This is a genomic window from Metapseudomonas resinovorans, assembly GCF_002003485.1.
In the GTDB taxonomy this organism is placed as follows: domain Bacteria; phylum Pseudomonadota; class Gammaproteobacteria; order Pseudomonadales; family Pseudomonadaceae; genus Metapseudomonas; species Metapseudomonas resinovorans_D.
The window spans coordinates 1-15,792 of record NZ_BDMA01000012.1; the positions used below are offsets into that span (position 1 = coordinate 1).

Annotated in this window: 13 protein-coding genes, 2 pseudogenes and 1 other annotated feature; of the genes and pseudogenes, 14 read left to right on the forward strand and 1 reads right to left on the reverse strand. The window is 50.4% G+C overall.

Translation table 11 applies throughout. From position 1 onward, the window contains the following. Positions 1 to 488: 488 nt before the first annotated feature. A pseudogene (locus MnOB_RS29130) lies at positions 489 to 1,008 on the reverse strand (transposase family protein); the annotation flags it as partial. Continuing rightward, positions 615 to 731 (reverse strand) — a sequence feature (AL1L pseudoknot). It overlaps the preceding pseudogene by 117 nt. Positions 1,009 to 1,255: 247 nt before the next feature. Between MnOB_RS29130 and MnOB_RS02765 the strand changes: the two are divergent. From MnOB_RS02765 to MnOB_RS02825, 14 genes and pseudogenes are all read left to right on the forward strand, one after another. Further along, positions 1,256 to 2,308, forward strand: a complete 1,053-nt coding sequence (locus MnOB_RS02765) for an LPS O-antigen chain length determinant protein WzzB (RefSeq protein WP_234358192.1) — start codon at positions 1,256 to 1,258, stop codon at positions 2,306 to 2,308. A gap of 93 nt (positions 2,309 to 2,401) precedes the next feature. Continuing rightward, positions 2,402 to 2,560 carry a hypothetical protein gene (locus MnOB_RS28740; RefSeq protein WP_158713763.1) on the forward strand — a complete coding sequence of 53 codons (159 nt, stop codon included), beginning with the start codon at positions 2,402 to 2,404 and terminating at the stop codon, positions 2,558 to 2,560. 549 nt (positions 2,561 to 3,109) lie between these two features. Continuing rightward, positions 3,110 to 4,152 (forward strand): annotated as a pseudogene (locus MnOB_RS29135) (sugar phosphate nucleotidyltransferase); the annotation flags it as partial. Positions 4,153 to 4,185: 33 nt separating this feature from the next. Further along, positions 4,186 to 4,749: an acyltransferase gene (locus MnOB_RS02775; protein ID WP_077521784.1), complete on the forward strand. Its 564-nt coding sequence runs from the start codon at positions 4,186 to 4,188 to the stop codon at positions 4,747 to 4,749. Continuing rightward, positions 4,746 to 5,870 carry a dTDP-4-amino-4,6-dideoxygalactose transaminase gene (rffA, locus tag MnOB_RS02780; protein ID WP_077521786.1) on the forward strand — a complete coding sequence of 375 codons (1,125 nt, stop codon included), beginning with the start codon at positions 4,746 to 4,748 and terminating at the stop codon, positions 5,868 to 5,870. Before MnOB_RS02775 ends, rffA begins: the two co-directional genes overlap by 4 nt. A 12-nt stretch (positions 5,871 to 5,882) precedes the next feature. Next, positions 5,883 to 7,130 carry an O-antigen translocase gene (locus MnOB_RS02785; RefSeq protein WP_077521788.1) on the forward strand — a complete coding sequence of 416 codons (1,248 nt, stop codon included), beginning with the start codon at positions 5,883 to 5,885 and terminating at the stop codon, positions 7,128 to 7,130. A gap of 38 nt (positions 7,131 to 7,168) precedes the next feature. Beyond that, on the forward strand, positions 7,169 to 8,275 hold the full coding sequence (locus MnOB_RS02790; RefSeq protein WP_077521790.1) for an EpsG family protein: 1,107 nt from the start codon (positions 7,169 to 7,171) through the stop codon (positions 8,273 to 8,275). 18 nt (positions 8,276 to 8,293) lie between these two features. Continuing rightward, on the forward strand, positions 8,294 to 9,511 hold the full coding sequence (locus tag MnOB_RS02795; RefSeq protein WP_077521792.1) for a glycosyltransferase: 1,218 nt from the start codon (positions 8,294 to 8,296) through the stop codon (positions 9,509 to 9,511). 5 nt (positions 9,512 to 9,516) lie between these two features. Next, positions 9,517 to 10,770, forward strand: coding sequence for a glycosyltransferase family 4 protein (locus tag MnOB_RS02800; protein WP_077521794.1), 1,254 nt, complete (start codon positions 9,517 to 9,519; stop codon positions 10,768 to 10,770). Then, a complete protein-coding gene (locus tag MnOB_RS02805; protein ID WP_077521796.1) occupies positions 10,767 to 11,624 on the forward strand; it encodes a dTDP-4-dehydrorhamnose reductase family protein in 858 nt (285 codons plus the stop codon). The genes MnOB_RS02800 and MnOB_RS02805 overlap by 4 nt, the downstream gene beginning before the upstream one ends. Before the next feature lie 29 nt (positions 11,625 to 11,653). After that, positions 11,654 to 12,664, forward strand: a complete 1,011-nt coding sequence (locus MnOB_RS02810) for a polysaccharide biosynthesis protein (RefSeq protein ID WP_077521798.1) — start codon at positions 11,654 to 11,656, stop codon at positions 12,662 to 12,664. Next, positions 12,657 to 13,784, forward strand: coding sequence for a non-hydrolyzing UDP-N-acetylglucosamine 2-epimerase (gene wecB, locus MnOB_RS02815; RefSeq protein WP_077521800.1), 1,128 nt, complete (start codon positions 12,657 to 12,659; stop codon positions 13,782 to 13,784). Before MnOB_RS02810 ends, wecB begins: the two co-directional genes overlap by 8 nt. A gap of 19 nt (positions 13,785 to 13,803) precedes the next feature. Beyond that, positions 13,804 to 14,769 (forward strand): UDP-glucose 4-epimerase family protein, encoded by a 966-nt coding sequence (locus tag MnOB_RS02820; RefSeq protein WP_077521802.1) that lies wholly within the window; start codon positions 13,804 to 13,806, stop codon positions 14,767 to 14,769. Then, the gene (locus tag MnOB_RS02825) at positions 14,766 to 15,776 is read left to right on the forward strand and encodes an MraY family glycosyltransferase (RefSeq protein WP_077521804.1); all 1,011 of its coding nucleotides are present in this window, start codon (positions 14,766 to 14,768) and stop codon (positions 15,774 to 15,776) included. The genes MnOB_RS02820 and MnOB_RS02825 overlap by 4 nt, the downstream gene beginning before the upstream one ends. The last annotated feature ends 16 nt before the right edge of the window (positions 15,777 to 15,792 follow it).

Here is a 15,792-nt window from a genome sequence, read left to right on the forward strand (position 1 = left end):
GCCATTACCCAGGCGGACTTCGTCCTGGCGGGCTGAGGAGGCAGTCGAAACTGCGCTGAGCTGGTAGTCCAAAAGGTGTGGGGCGGTCGCCCTACACCTTTTGAGTCGGCAAACGGAAGTAGGAGAGCGACAAGCGGAAGGTGGAACTGAGTTATTGCGCGGAGCAGGTCATCACCACTGAAAGACCTTCCCCCTCCAACTTCCATCTGCACCACCAGCAAACCATCGCGATAGTAGTAGGCAACTGGCACATACATCGCGGGGCGAGTCAATCCTCGGTGTTGATACCAGCAACCCATTGTGGTTTGTGACCCGCTCCTGCAAGCCGATGGCGAGGGGGCATGCCCTCGCCTCCTATGTCGCTTGCTGCGACATACTCACGTCCGATACGCACGAGAGTGGTAGGGGCGAAATGCATAGAACTGTCAGGTGCTCGACCCAGGGGACAGACGACCTGCGGTCGGCACCATGGTGCGCACGGACTAGCGTCGCCGTATGCCCGGCAAGCCAGCCTGACGCACCAAGCGCGACGCAGTGCAACTGGCGATGTCGAAACGCACGCGCCTGAGCTGCTTTCACGCCTTCACTACCCCGTCGTGCTCGCGGAAAGCGAACGGGTCGATCAGCAGGATTGCGGCAGATCGCCTCGACCTCAAGACGGTCACGGTACTGATCGATAAATACCAGCAGGATTGGGTGCGGCGGTCGAGCGCCACTTGGGAAGATACGCGCTGGCCAGGCGCGGAATCTCGTTCGCCTTGCGCAGCTCGCCATGCTCCCGTTCCAGCACCTTGATGCTCTCACGCTCTTCGGTATTTAGGCTTGGACGTTGACGGTTGTCGGTCTGATGGCGGCTAATCGAGTCGTGCAGCGTTTGTGCCGCGCAACCGATTTGCAAGGGCAATGGCCTCGATGGTCGCCCATTCAGAGGACGTCCTTCAGGTGCTTCTGAACCCTGTGTACGGTATGTTCCAAGACTTCGGCGGAGTAGGTCGTGGTCTTTCTGATGGCCTCATCTCAAGAGTGAGGCCTCCACGAAACCTGGGGCAATTCAACGACCTCGGCATCGCGATGCTTTAGCCCAATACCAATCGCGAAGCTGCAGAAGATCTCGCATGCCTTGCGACTGTCAAGGCTTGTAATGTCGTGGTGACTTGGCAAAATGTAGCAGCTTTTGCCCTATCACGTAGCGATTTCAGACTGCCAGCTGTGCTGTGTTGCCAATTCATTTGAATTTGTAGAGATGGATCTACTTGTGACTGATAATTCCTACCTTCGCGGCGCGCACAGAAATGATGAAATTGATCTGGTCGAACTTCTGCACGGCCTCTGGGGGCAACGGTGGTTGATTGCGCTGGTGACCATTCTGGTAACTACATGCGCTGCCGGATATGCCTTTCTTAGCAAGCCTGTGTACGAGTCTCGAACCTATTTTTTGCAGCCATCGCTGAGCAGTATTGCAGGGCTTAATCTGGGGCGCAGAGAGAGCGGGCTTGAGCTATTCACTGAGCATGGAGTCTATGCGGTATTTACCCGTAACCTGCAGGCAGAAGAAAGCATCCGTCGCTTCTTCAAGATGGTCTATTTGCCCTCGCTAAATGAAGAAGATCGCCAAGGATCGCAGGATCGACTTTACGAGCGCTTTCGTAAGGCTTTCAGCATCAGGGCACAGGATAAGGTTCAGCCAGATCGTTATTCACTGGTGGTGGAAAGCCACGACCCGGCTCTGGCTGTCGAGTGGGCCAGGCGCTATATCGATGAGGTAAGCAAGCAATCGCGCGATGAGGTTCTGGGGAACGCCCGTCGCGAGATCGAAGTGATTGGCTCTGGCCTTCAGCAGCAAATCAAATCCTTGCGGATTGCTGCCAAGACTCGTCGAGAAGACCGAATCACTCAGCTGAAAGAGGCGCTGAAAGTGGCTGAGGCGATAGGGCTGGAGAATCCGCCTGTCATCAGTGGACAAGACGCAGAACAAATTTCCGCATTCATGGCGGGTGGTCTGACATATATGCGTGGTGCTAAGGCGCTGCGGGCAGAGCTGAAGGGACTGGAAGGGCGTACTTCGGATGACCCCTTCATCCCCGAGCTGCGTAATCTCGAGGAAGCATACGACCGATTTACCAGCATGCAGGCAGATCCCGCAAAGGTTACCGTTTTCCGTCAAGATGGTGAGATCGAAATTCCTGATGACCCCATCAAGCCCAAGAGAGCATTGATTCTGGTGCTCGGTGCTGTTCTTGGCGGCATGATTGGTATTTTTATCGCTCTGATTCGTCTGATGCTCAAAAAACGTTCAGTCGCAGTCTAGGCGCCCCAGCAAGAGGGCTTTCCCTGAAAATCAGGATAAAAAGCCCGCAGCTAGAGTTGTGGATAGTGAATCAGCAGTAAAGGAGCAGGCTCAATGCCACATTCTGGCATCCTGCAACATAGCGCCAAGGACGACGTGATTGGCTCCTGCCATCAACCCCTGATCGATGCCCAGCAGAGCCTGCTGATCGATTCTGGTCTGTTTCAGAACGCGGAACCTCCGCTCACGGCAGATCCGGTGTCGATTGCCTAGCCACCGCGTTCCCCTGGATACGGTCACGGTACTTATCGCCACCCTTGTCCGCATTGGCCACTTCAGGCCTATGCCCTTTGGGATAAAAAGGCGTTAAAGCAAGTCAAGCGACGCCCCGGCCCGCTGGGCTTCGAGCAGTCGCTAACCGGCGACAGCCATCAAGCGCATGTGACGATGGTTCTCCATCAGGCGGAAATTGCTCGTCCGGTCATCGTTGTTGGAGGGGAACCAATTGCGCAGCAGCGGTCGAATCGTCAATCATCTGAAAGCCATGCAGCATGGCCTGGGCTCCTAGGCTACGCCCCAAGCGGCGGTTATGTGGAGCTGGACGAATAATGCTATGACATCTGGGCTCAATCCATCCCTCGGCGGCTATTCGCTCCATGCGGACGAGAAAGGTCCTAGTGAATTTTATTGCGCGAATGGCGTCGGGCGTGCGAATTGTGGTAAGGACATGCGCAGGAAAAAGTTCGTAGATGCTGTTCTCCCAAGCTAGGTAAGAGGGCAGTTGATATTCCGAATAAGCAAGCAACGATAAGAAAAAAGTAAATGAGAATTTTTGTTGCAGGTGGAGCTGATTTTATTGGATCCGCAGCCATTCGTCACATCATTCGCAACACCTGCGATAGCGTGGTCAATCTGGACAAGCTTACCTATGCTGGCAACTTCGAGTCACAGGCCGCGGTCAATGGCAGCGAGCGCTATGTCTTCGAGCAGGTCGGTGACCGTATCGAAGTCGAGCGGGTGTTCCGCGAGTACCAGCCGGATACGGTGCATCTGGCTGCGGAAAGCCACGTGGACGGCTCCATCGACGGTCCTGCGGCGTTCATCGAGACCAATCTAGTTGGCACCGACACCTTGTTGGGCGTAACCCGCCAGTACTGGCAAAGCTTGGACGAAACTGGCCAAGCCTTTCGTTTCCGCCATATCTCCACCGACGAGGTGTATAGCGATCTGGAAAACTCAGAAGATCTGTTCGCAGAAACCTCGCCTTACGTACCCGGCTCGCCGTACTCAGTCAGTAAGGCCAGTTCTGACCATCTAGTGTGCGCTCGTCGTCATTACGTACGGGCTGCCCACGCTGGTCACAAACTGTTCGAACAACTACGGCCTGTAGCACTTCCCCGAAAAGCTGATTCCACTGATGATCCTCAACACCCTAGAAGGCAAGCCACTGCCAATCCAGGGGGGCAACCAAGCCGACAAGCGTGCCATCTCCATCGAGGAAATGCCGCTCAAGCCCAAATTCCATTAAGCCGTCACCGGCTTGTACTTCTACGGCAACGATTTAGTGCAAATTATCAAACAGGTGAAACCCTCCGCACGTGGCGAGTTAGAAATTACCGCAGCCAATCAGGCCTATCTGGAGCGTCAACGACCTTCATTTCGAGCTACTCGGTTGTGGTTTTGCCTGGTGTACTAGCAGCCACGAAAGCCTGCTGGAAGCCTCACATTTCATTGAAACCATTGAGCGGCGCCAGGGCTGCAAGGTAACCTGCCAGGAGGAAATTGCATTCAATAATGGTTGGTTGTCTTCGGCAACTCTCGAGAGGGCGGGACGTTGTTTTAGTAACGCGTTATGGTCGATCTAATTTATCTTTTATTGGGAGTAGAAGGATTCTCTCATGGCATATTTATCTAGAGATATCCTTGAGCAAATGGGCTTCAAGCGCCTCGGTAAGAATGTTCATATCAGCGATAAAGCCAGTATCTATAATTCTGATCAGATGGAAATTGGGGATAATTCGAGAATTGATGATTTCTGTGTTATCTCGGGAAAGATAAGAATCGGAAGCTTCAATCATATCACTCCCATGTGTCTGGTCGCAGGTGGTGAGCCGGGAGTCTATTTCGAAGATTTTTGTACGCTTGCTTATGGTGTGAAGGTGTTCTCCCAGTCAGACGATTACAGTGGCGAAACTTTGACAAATTCGTTGGTGGACAGAAAATATAAAAAAGAGAAATTTGAAAGCGTATATCTCGGTAAGCATGTCATCGTTGGAGCAGGCTCTATCGTATTTCCCGGCGTCAAGCTGGCGGAAGGTTGTGCTGTTGGCGCAATGACATTGATAAACCGCAGCACCCAACCATGGGGGATTTATACCGGAAACCCGGCTCGGCGGATAAAAGAACGCAAAAAAGACTTGCTTGAACTTGAACCTAAATTTCTAGAAGAATTCTACAAATGATTCCATTCAACAAGCCTCCTTATACGGGCAATGAAGATAAATATGTTATTGCGGCCATGCGCAGCTCTAAGATGTCAGGCGATGGCGAGTTTACTCGGCTCTGCCAACATTGGTTTGAAGAGCAGCTGGGTTGTCGAAAAGCACTACTGACACCATCCTGCACTCAAGCATTGGAGATGGCAGCCATACTGCTTGATATCCAGCCTGGTGACGAAGTCATCATGCCAAGTTACACCTTCGTCAGTACTGCCAATGCTTTCGTATTGCGCGGAGCCAAAATCGTTTTTGTAGATATTCGTCCTGATACAATGAATATTGATGAAAGCCTGATTGAAGCTGCTATTACTGCGAAAACCAAAGCAATTGTTCCTGTGCACTATGCCGGCGTCGGTTGTGAAATGGATATGATCATGAGCATCGCTAACCGTCACGGTTTGTTTGTGATTGAAGACGCAGCACAAGGGATGATGTCCACTTACAAAGGTCGTCCTTTAGGCTCTATCGGCCACATGGCCGCATATAGTTTTCATGAAACTAAAAACTACACCAGTGGTGGTGAAGGTGGCCTCCTGATCATAAATGATGAGCGGTTTGTTGCTCGCGCGGAAATCATCCGTGAAAAAGGAACCAATCGCAGCCAGTTTTTTCGCGGTATGGTTGACAAATATACATGGGTAGACATTGGAAGTAGCTATTTACCCTCCGAAATACAAGCCGCCTATCTCTACGGCCAGCTTCAGAGTGCAAAAGATATAAACGCCAACCGGCTGGTAATCTGGAACAGTTATCAAAAGGCTTTTTCCGTTCTCAGTGAAAAGATAGAAACTCCTTCCATTCCTGCGGATTGCGAGCATAACGCTCATATGTATTACATAAAGCTCTCCGGGCTCGAGGCCAGAACTCGTTTTCTTGAAACATTAAAAAATGAATCGGTGATGGCAGCATTCCATTATGTACCGCTTCACTCATCACCGTTCGGAAAGTCGCTAGGGAAGTTTTCGGGCGCTGATCAGTATACGACCAAGGAAAGTGAGAGACTGGTTCGTTTACCCTTATGGTTTGGTTTGAGTAAGCAAGAAGAATCACGCATCATAGAAACCGTCTCGAATGCAATAAGATAAATTTGAGATCTGATGAAAGCCATTCGCAGTGCGTTACTAACTAGCTCTGCCCATCTTTCTAAATTACTGGTGGGCTTTATCCTTCTAAAATTCATCGCGCTATATTTGGGCGCTGAAGGGCTGGGCACTCTGGGGCACTTTATGAGTGCGGTGACTATAGTCACCCTGTTGGCTGGCGGAGGGGTCGTTAATGGCATCATAAAGTATGTGTCGGAGTATCGGACCCAGTCACGTAGGTTGCTAGGTTTTATTTCGGCAGCGACTACTTATTCGTGTTCATTTGCCGTAATAGTGCTCGTTGGGGGCGTGGCTTTTTCAAAGCCTATTTCAGGGTTTCTGTTCGGCTCGGCGGGTTTTTACTGGGTAGTTATGCTTTTGGCTGTTGCACAGTTAGGATTTGCTTTTACCAATATGGTTACAGGGGTCTGCAATGGATTAAGAGACACTAAGACGTACGCCAAGATACAGATGATTGGCAATCTTGCTGCGCTACCGGTGGCTTGGATCTTAGTGGCGAACTATGGGGTTGCAGGCGCTGCAATTGCGATAGTTTCCGTTTTCTTTATTGGTGTATTTCCTGCGTGGTATTTTTTCCGTGTTTCTCCTTTTTTTGGGCGGATATCCTTTGCGGCGATAAATGGAGATGATTTCAAAAAACTTTCGTCGTTCACATTGATGTTGGCGACCAGCGCTCTTGCTTTTCCCATCGTCGAGATAATCGTGCGCGAGTTTTTGATACGTCAAAGCGGCTATGCCGAAGCTGGTATATGGCAAGGTGCGATAAAGCTTTCTAGTGCGTATCTGGGTTTTTTTGGCGTGTTCTTGGCATATTACTTCATGCCTTTGATATCGGCCGAGAAAGACAAGCAGGTGATCAGGCATCATGTGATGCGATTTATGCTGCTGATAATGGGGCTGTTTTTTATTGGCGCGGTAACTCTCTATGGAGGGCGAAGCTTCATTGTTCCCTTGCTATTGTCGAAGGAGTTTATCCCGCTTGAAAGTTTGATCATCTATCAGCTCATTGGAGATTTCTTCAAGATATCAGCTTACGTCATCGGGTTCGTTGGAGTGGCAAAGGCGGCGACTAAGGTTTATGTTGGTGCCGAAATTCTTCAAAGCATCTTGTTTTTAGGATTGGCCGTGCTGCTTGGCTCCTCCCTGGGTGGAGCGAAAGGGGTTTTCATTGGTTATATGTTGGCCTACGCTTTCTATTTTATTGTGTGCGTTTGCTTTTTTGTTTCTTGGGTGCGGAAGTAGATTGTGATTCGCTTAGGTGAGATGAAGAAGATCTATTGATGAGTATGCTGCCGTTCTACCTGACCTTTGCGTGTATCTCCGTTCTTAGCTTATTCGACTTTGCGGCTGGCCTGCGAGCATATAAGATTTTTTGCTTTTGGTTTATGGTTTTGTTTCTTGTTTTGCTCGCTTCTTTTAGGAGTGTTGGGGTCGGAAGTGATGATCAGGCATATATGGCAATTTTTTCGAGTGTCCCTTCGCTTCTTGAGTGCGAGGGTGTTTTTTGTGGTTATAAGTACTCAGAATATAATGTAGAGTTCGGTTTTTTCTGGTTGTTGTCCCTGCTTTCGGTTTTTGGTACTGCTCAGTATTGGCTGTTTGCTCCAATAGCCTTTCTGTCGGTTTATTTAAATCTGAAAAGTATTCGGTCGTTCTCGCCATATGTTGGGGCTTCTTCTCTAATTTACTTCAGTCATTTCTTTCTGGCGAAGGAGATGAATGCTATTCGTGTTGGCCTCGCTTCGGCTATACTTTTTTATGCAGCCTTTCTCTTGACGCGGCGTCGTTATTTTTTTGCTTTTCTTTTATTTTTGATGGCTGGTTCGATTCATATTTCCTCGATTTTCTTTCTCATCCCTGTGGCAGTTTACTTAATTGCACCTGGTAGGTTAGTTCTTGTTTCTTCAGCATTTTTTCTTTTGTTGTTTTCATGGTTTTTCGACTTAAAGGTGTTCTTCAATCATTTTTCCGATCTAGGTTTTGTTGGTGATAAGATTCAGCTTTATTTGAGCGCTGAAGCATATAGCTATGCGTTGCCGGTTTTTGATATTGTAAATTCTCGGAATTTATTAATTGTTTTTACTGGTCTTCTGTATTGGGATAGATTGTCATCTCGCTATGAGTGGTTCAATGTTTCATTTTACTTCTTTTATAGTGCGACATTCTTTCGGATTGTTTGCGGTGATTTTGCTATTCTTGCTGGGCGTGGCTACTCTACTATATCGATGTTTGAGTATGTCCTCATTCCTTTCCTTGTATTCGGTTTGCTGGGGTGCAGGGTGGCGTATCTCATCGTTTGTTTGTATGCACTTTTAACCCTTTGGCTTAATCTGACGATTAATTCTGGCTGGAGTGGTGGCGTTGAGTTTTTTTATGATCTTGTATGATTTTCTCTGAGGTATTTTGTGAAAAGAGTTCTATTCGTTCTTGGAGGTTTGGCAATAGGTGGAGTTGAGACCTATATTGTCCGGTTGGCCAAAGAGTTGAGTGCTAGGGAAGAGCAGGTTGATGTTTTAATTCTCTCAAGCCAATATGATGCTGGGCTGATGTCTGAACTTTCAAAATGCGCCAATGTATTTGTGTACGAGAAGGCTCCTTTTTTTAAGGCTTCAAACTGGATCAACGCCTTCCTCCCTTTGAGATGGGAGAATAACAGGGCCTACTATGATGTTGTTCATGTGGTTGACTTGTTGACACTTGGCTATGTCTACTTGAATAGAGATGTAATCAGATTTGGGGCGCTTAGTATTGGTATCTACCACTCGATGGAAATGTCTTGGTGGCGGGAACGGGGTGCCTATTTTAGGCAGAAACTGCTTGAATTGTATGACAAGAATGTCGATTTGACTTTGTTTCCCAGCGAGAGTATCGCGTTCAGGGCTGCTCAGTTGACGGGCACTGATTTTGATCGGCTGGATATTGTGCCGCTTGGAATTGATCTTTCTAAATATAGCGGAATGGCGCCGTCCAAAACTTCAAGGAAAATTGTTTCTATAGGTAGGCTGGTTGATTTTAAGGTTTATAACAGGCATATGATTTCTCAGCTTCCAGCGATTCGTGAGCTTGCGGAGTTTGAGTACTATATATATGGCGAGGGTCCGGAGCGGGCATCTCTCGAGGCGCATGCGGTTGAGTGTAATGTTGCGGAGCATGTGCACTTCATGGGCGAGGTTAAGTATGACGATTTGCCGAATGTCTTGAATGGTGCATTCTGCTTCGTAGGTTCCGGGACAACTATTATTGAGGCCGCTGCTGCAGGGATTCCGTCGATTGTGGGAATTGAATCGATCAAGATGCCCATGACGTGCGGATTATTTTCTGATGTGGATGGATATTCTTATAATGAAGAATCCGCTACGACTAAGAGGATTTCGATTTTTAATGCATTTAATGAGCTTTTCCAGTTGAGCGAGGCTGAGTATGCGGATGTTGAAAGGGCTCATCGCCTAAAGTCATCCTGTTTCGATATTAAAAATACAGCCACGGGTTTCTTGGAAAAGTCGAATCGGCTGCCGGATTTCAGCTATTCATTCAATCGGTGGCGGGCACTGATTTCATTCGTCGCCGCTATTCTCCGTTTTGGTCCGGGGGCGCTCAAATCAAGATTTGATAGCGTGAAATAGAAAATATGAGTTTAAGAATAGCTTTGGTCTCCCAGTATTTCTGGCCTGAATCATTCCTTATAAATGATATGGTCAAGATTCTGGTTGCGCAAGGTCACTATGTAGAGGTCTTTACAGGTAAACCCAATTATCCTGATGGTCAAGTTTATGAGGGTTATGCTGCGGAAGGTTGCGCAGCTGAGTCTTTTGGACCGGGGGTTGTGGTACATCGTGTGCCGCTCCGTCCTCGCGGGAGTGGTGGCGCTAAAAATTTATTGTTGAATTATTTGTCATTTGTGCTGAGTGGTCTGTTGTTCTTTCCGCGAACGCTGAAGGACCGTTCGTTTGACGTGGTATTTGTTTTCGCACCTTCTCCCATTACCTCCGTCATTCCTGCCATTTATCTGAAGTGGCGGCTTAAGGCGCACCTTGCTGTGTGGGTGCAAGATCTTTGGCCCGAAAGTCTTAGCGCCACGGGTTTTATACACAATCCTTTCTTGTTGAGAGTTGTTGGCTGGGTTGTGCGTGGGATTTATGCATGCACAGATAGCTTGCTGGTGCAGTCTAGGGCCTTCCGTGCGCCGGTTGCGCGCTATGCCCGGGCGGACAAAGTTATTTATTATCCCAATTCGCACCAAGATGTTCCCCTCCACCCTGCGGAGACTACGCAAGTTCCCAAGGAATTACTTACCGAATTGGAGCGCGGTTTTTGTCTGGTTTTTGCCGGTAATCTGGGTACGGCGCAATCGGTGGAGACTCTTTTGCAGGTGGCTGTACGACTCCAGCATCTACCAGACTGCAAGCTGATATTGGTGGGTAGTGGTAGCATGCTTGGCTGGCTTGAAGAGCAAAAAGCGCTGAAAGGGCTAGACAATCTTGTTCTTGCTGGACGTTTTCCACCTGCGGAGATGCCGCAGTTTTTTAGTCGGGCAGCAGGCCTGTTGGTTACCCTTAAGGCCGATGAGATCTTCAGCTACACAATTCCAAGCAAGGTGCAGGCTTATCTTGCTTCTGGCCGCCCAATAATTGCTTCCCTTGATGGCGAGGGTGCTCGGATCATTGAGGAAGCCGGTGCAGGGTTTTCCTGTCGAGCGGAGGATGCTGAGGGAATGTCACGCTGTATTGAGAGACTCTATCGTATGCCATTTACTGAGCGTGAGCGACTTGGGCGAGCGGGGCGTGAGTATTTCCTTGAGCACTTTGAAATGAACAGGCAATGCCAGCGTTTGGGAGAAATCCTCAAGGCAAGGGTCAGCGAGAGTAGAGGGCAATCAAAATGAATATTTTAATATTAGGCGTAACCGGTATGTTGGGAAGGGCCGTTTTCAAACGGTTCTCGGCTGTTCCTAGTTATAGGGTATGGGGTACATTACGTAGTGCCGAGAGTTTGCGATATTTCTCCTCGCAGGCTCGTGACTGTTTGCTGCCAAACATTGATGTGCTTGATCAGGACTCACTGGTAACTGCATTCGAGCGAGCCAGGCCGGATGTGGTTATCAACTGTGTTGGGCTCATCAAGCAGCTAGCTGATTCCAAAGATCCTCTTTCTGCTCTGCCGATTAACGCGATGTTACCGCACCGCTTGGCAAAGTTGTGTGCACTGGCAAGAGCACGCTTGATTCATATTAGTACGGATTGCGTATTTTCGGGGCGTACGGGTATGTATACAGAAACAGATGTTTCTGACGCAGAGGATCTCTATGGTAAGTCCAAATTTATTGGCGAACTGTATGATCATCCCCATGCGATCACGCTGCGTACTTCAATTATTGGCCACGAAATGGGCAGAAACAGTTCGCTAATCGATTGGTTTCTTGGTCAGAGCGGAGCGATCAAGGGATATAAAAAGGCCATTTTTTCTGGCTTACCTACTGCTGAACTGGCTCGGGTGATGAGTGACTATGTGATTCCCGCTAGTGGGCTGCATGGGCTTTATAATGTGTCGGTTGATCCAATTGACAAGTTTTCTTTACTTAAGCTAGTGGCCGACGTGTATGGAAAGAAGATTGATATAATTGCTGATGAGGAGGTGCGGATTGACCGGTCGCTTGACTCGTCTCGATTCCGCCATGCAACTGGTTATGTGCCGCCAGCGTGGCCGGAGTTGGTCAAAATGATGCACGATCAGCGCTAATCTTTTATTTTTGGATTTGGTGAGTGCTTATGTTTGATGAAAAAATTTTGATGATTACCGGTGGCACTGGTTCGTTCGGCAACACGGTGCTGAAGCGCTTTCTCGATACCAACGTCAAGGAAATTCGGGTATTTAGCCGGGATGAAAAAAAGCAGGAAGATATGCGTATCGCTTTGTCAAATGACAAGGTGAAGTTCTTCATCGGTGATGTTCGTGACTATGACAGCGTTTCGCAGGCCATGGTCGGTGTTGACTACATTTTCCATGCCGCAGCATTGAAGCAGGTGCCTTCCTGTGAGTTTTACCCTATGGAAGCTGTGAGGACCAACGTGATCGGTACGGAAAACGTGCTTAACGCCGCTATTGCTACGGGTGTGAAGCGCGTGGTGGTGCTCAGTACGGACAAGGCTGTGTACCCGATCAATGCCATGGGTATTTCCAAGGCGATGGCGGAAAAGCTCATGGTGGCTAAATCGCGAATGATTCCAGAGACGGGGCCAGTTATCTGCGCGACCCGTTACGGTAACGTAATGGCTTCACGCGGCTCGGTGATTCCGCTGTTCATTGGCCAACTTAAAGCCGGCGAGGCCCTTACCGTCACTGATCCGAACATGACGCGCTTCCTTATGTCTCTAGAAGACTCGGTCGATCTCGTGCTGCATGCGTTCGAGCATGCTGAGCAGGGGGACATCTTTGTACAAAAGGCTCCGGCTTCTACGGTGGCGGACTTGGCCCAGGCGCTCAAAGAGCTGTTTTCCCGCGAAAACCCTGTGAAGGTGATTGGCACACGCCATGGTGAGAAGCTTTATGAGTCACTGATTTCTCGCGAGGAAATGGCCAAGGCAGAAGATATGGGGCGTTATTATCGGATTCCAGCGGATAACCGGGACCTCAACTACAAAAAGTTCTTCGTTGAAGGAGAGCAGCATATTTCCGAGTTGGATGACTACACTTCGCATAATACGGAGCGCCTGGATACTCAGGGCGTTAAGGACGTTCTGTTGAAGTTGGATTACATCCGGGAGGAGCTCAATGCTTAAGGTAATGACGCTGGTCGGTACCCGCCCGGAACTGATCAAGATGAGCCGTGTAATCGCGGAGCTGGACAAGCAGGTGCAGCATATACTTGTGCACTCTGGTCAGAACTACGATTACGAGCTGAATCAAGTATTTTTCGATGATCTGGAAATCCGCAAACCAGATCATTTTCTGGGGGCGGCTGGTGAAACAGCGGCTAAGACCATTGCCGAAGTGATTTCCAAAGCTGACGAAGTCTTCGAGCTGGAAAAGCCGGACGCGCTTTTGCTGTATGGCGATACCAACACCTGTCTAGCGGTAATTGCTGCCAAACGGCGCAAGATTCCGGTGTTCCATATGGAGGCGGGAAACAGATGCTTTGACCAGCGTGTGCCGGAGGAGCTGAACCGGAAGGTGCTCGACCATTTGAGTGACATCAATATGGTCCTGACCGAGCATGCACGCCGATATTTGATCGCCGAGGGTATCCGCCCGGAAACCATCATCAAGACGGGCTCGCATATGGAGGAGGTGCTGGACTACTACATGCCGCGAATCCGAGCGTCTGATGTGGTGGTACGGGAAGAGCTGGAGGAGGATAAGTTCTTCATCGTCAGCGCTCATCGAGAAGAGAACGTCGACACACCGGATAACCTGCGGGATTTGTTGGCAACCCTGCGCGCGCTGGCCAGCACCTATCAGTACCCGATCATCGTTTCGACTCACCCACGCACGCGTAAGCGTCTTGAGGCCTTGGGGGAGTCGCTTGAGCATCCGCTCATTCGCTTCGTCAAACCCTTCGGTTTGTTGGATTACATCAAGCTGCAAATGTCGGCCTTCTGTGTTCTGTCCGACAGTGGCACCATCACAGAAGAGGCTTCGCTGTTGAACCTGCCGGCGATCACCATTCGTAATGCCCACGAACGCCCAGAGGGGATGGATGAAGGCACGCTGATTATGAGCGGTTTGAAGGTAGAGGGTGTCCTGGATGCGGTGCGTGTGGTGACCAGTCAGCATGATCGTGCTCGTCGGGTGATGCCAGTGGTGCGGGATTACCAGGCAGGCCCGGTATCGAAGCAGGTCGTCAGGGTAGTGCTCAGCTACACCGACTACATCAATCGCACTGTCTGGTCAAAAGACTAAGTGTTCCCGAGGTAAAGAGATGCGTGTTTTGTTGACCGGTGCCACCGGCTTTGTCGGCCGGGGATTGCTGGAACGGATGTCGGCTCAGGTCAATCTGGAGCTGGTCGCGGCGGTGCGTGGTAGGCCAGTACCAGGGCTTCCCGAGCATGTTGAGACCCTGCAAATTGCAGGGCTTGACGCTGATACCGACTGGCGAAAGGCATTGGATGGAGTCGAAGTGGTCATTCACAGTGCCGCTCGTGTTCACGTTATGCATGATGCGGCGTCTGATCCACTTGCCGCGTTTCGCAACGTCAACGTAGAAGGCACATTGAGCCTTGCTCGCCAAGCCGAAAAGGCGGGCGTACGTCGCTTCATTTTCATTAGCTCGATCAAGGTCAACGGCGAAGGCACGCCAGTTGGCATGCCCTATATCGCAGATGCTCAACCGGCGCCGGTGGACCATTACGGCATTTCCAAGATGGAAGCTGAGCAGGGTTTACGTGCTATTGCAGCCGAAACCGAGCTGGAGATCGTGATTATCCGTCCCACGCTGGTGTATGGGCCGGGTGTGAAAGCCAATTTCTTGAGCATGATGCGCTGGTTGCACAAGGGCGTGCCTTTGCCTTTGGGGGCTATTCATAACCGGCGCAGCTTGGTTGCCTTGGACAATTTGGTCGATCTGATCATGACCTGCATCGATCACCCCGCCGCAGTGAACCAAACCTTTCTGGTTAGCGATGGCGAGGATATCTCGACTACCGAGTTGTTGCGTAGAATGGGTGCCGCTCTTGGCAAACCGGCCCGTTTGTTGCCAGTGCCAAGTTGGGTGCTGGAAGTGGGAGCGGCGATGCTGGGCAAGCGGGCTCTATCCCAGCGGTTGTGTGGCTCGCTACAAGTTGATATCAGCAAGACACGAGAGTTGTTGGGTTGGGTGCCGCCAATCAGTGTCGATGTAGCGCTGCGTAAAACGGCGGAGAACTTTCTGGAACATCAAGCTCAATGAGTATCTGGTGGCTACTACCGGCCATGGCCGGCGTTTCTCTTTTCCTGACGGGTGCCCTGCGCCGTTATGCCTTGGCGCGCAGTTTGATGGATATCCCCAACGGACGCAGTTCGCACTCGGTGCCCACGCCACGCGGCGGAGGGGTGGCCATTGTGGTCAGCTTTCTGGCGGTGCTTCCGCTGTTAGCGTTAGGCGGTGTGTTGGACTGGTCAGTGATGTGGGCGCTGATAGGGGCGGGTGCCTGGATCGCTTTGGTGGGGTTTCTCGATGACCACGGGCATATCGCGGCACGCTGGCGCTTATTAGCGCATTTCATCGGAGCTGGTTGGGCTTTGGGATGGCTGGAAGGTTTTCCACCGCTGGTGATTTTCGGCTTCGGTCTGGAGTTGGGATGGCTAGGCTATGGCCTCGCGGCGTTTTACCTTGTTTGGCTGCTCAATTTGTACAACTTCATGGATGGCATTGATGGTATCGCCAGTGTGGAGGCAATTTGCGTATGCCTGGGTGGCGCGCTGCTTTATCTGCTGCTAGGCAAGGGAGTCATGGCACTGGCGCCTTTGTCGCTGGCAGTGGCGGTGGTGGGCTTCCTGTTCTGGAACTTCCCGCCGGCGCGCATCTTCATGGGTGATGCCGGTAGTGGCTTTCTCGGTATTGCACTAGGTGTGCTCTCGCTGCAAGCGGCCTGGGTAGCGCCCCAGTTGCTATGGGGTTGGTTGATTCTTCTGGGGGTGTTTATCGTCGATGCCACGTGGACACTGCTTCGCCGCTTGCAGCGGGGCGAAAAGGTGTACGAGGCACACCGCAGCCATGCTTACCAGTACGCATCGCGTCAATTTGGCAAACACTTGCCGGTGACGCTGGCGGTGGCTGTGCTGAATCTTTTCTGGCTGCTGCCGATTGCGCTTTGGGTCGGGTTAGGTGGAGTGGATGGCGCGCTGGGATTGCTATTGGCTTACCTACCATTGGTGTGGTTGGCGGTAAAGTTCAAGGCTGGTGAACGGGAGTAGAGTCACCCCTCACCTT

Coding starts and splice junctions, on each gene's coding strand:
- MnOB_RS02810 (WP_077521798.1), top strand. CDS start 11,654: ATGTTTGATGAAAAAATTTTGATGATTACCGGTGGCACTGGTTCGTTC.
- rffA (WP_077521786.1), top strand. CDS start 4,746: ATGATTCCATTCAACAAGCCTCCTTATACGGGCAATGAAGATAAATAT.
- MnOB_RS02790 (WP_077521790.1), top strand. CDS start 7,169: ATGAGTATGCTGCCGTTCTACCTGACCTTTGCGTGTATCTCCGTTCTT.
- MnOB_RS02775 (WP_077521784.1), top strand. CDS start 4,186: ATGGCATATTTATCTAGAGATATCCTTGAGCAAATGGGCTTCAAGCGC.
- MnOB_RS02820 (WP_077521802.1), top strand. CDS start 13,804: ATGCGTGTTTTGTTGACCGGTGCCACCGGCTTTGTCGGCCGGGGATTG.
- MnOB_RS02805 (WP_077521796.1), top strand. CDS start 10,767: ATGAATATTTTAATATTAGGCGTAACCGGTATGTTGGGAAGGGCCGTT.
- MnOB_RS02785 (WP_077521788.1), top strand. CDS start 5,883: ATGAAAGCCATTCGCAGTGCGTTACTAACTAGCTCTGCCCATCTTTCT.
- wecB (WP_077521800.1), top strand. CDS start 12,657: ATGCTTAAGGTAATGACGCTGGTCGGTACCCGCCCGGAACTGATCAAG.
- MnOB_RS02825 (WP_077521804.1), top strand. CDS start 14,766: ATGAGTATCTGGTGGCTACTACCGGCCATGGCCGGCGTTTCTCTTTTC.
- MnOB_RS02800 (WP_077521794.1), top strand. CDS start 9,517: ATGAGTTTAAGAATAGCTTTGGTCTCCCAGTATTTCTGGCCTGAATCA.
- MnOB_RS28740 (WP_158713763.1), top strand. CDS start 2,402: ATGCCACATTCTGGCATCCTGCAACATAGCGCCAAGGACGACGTGATT.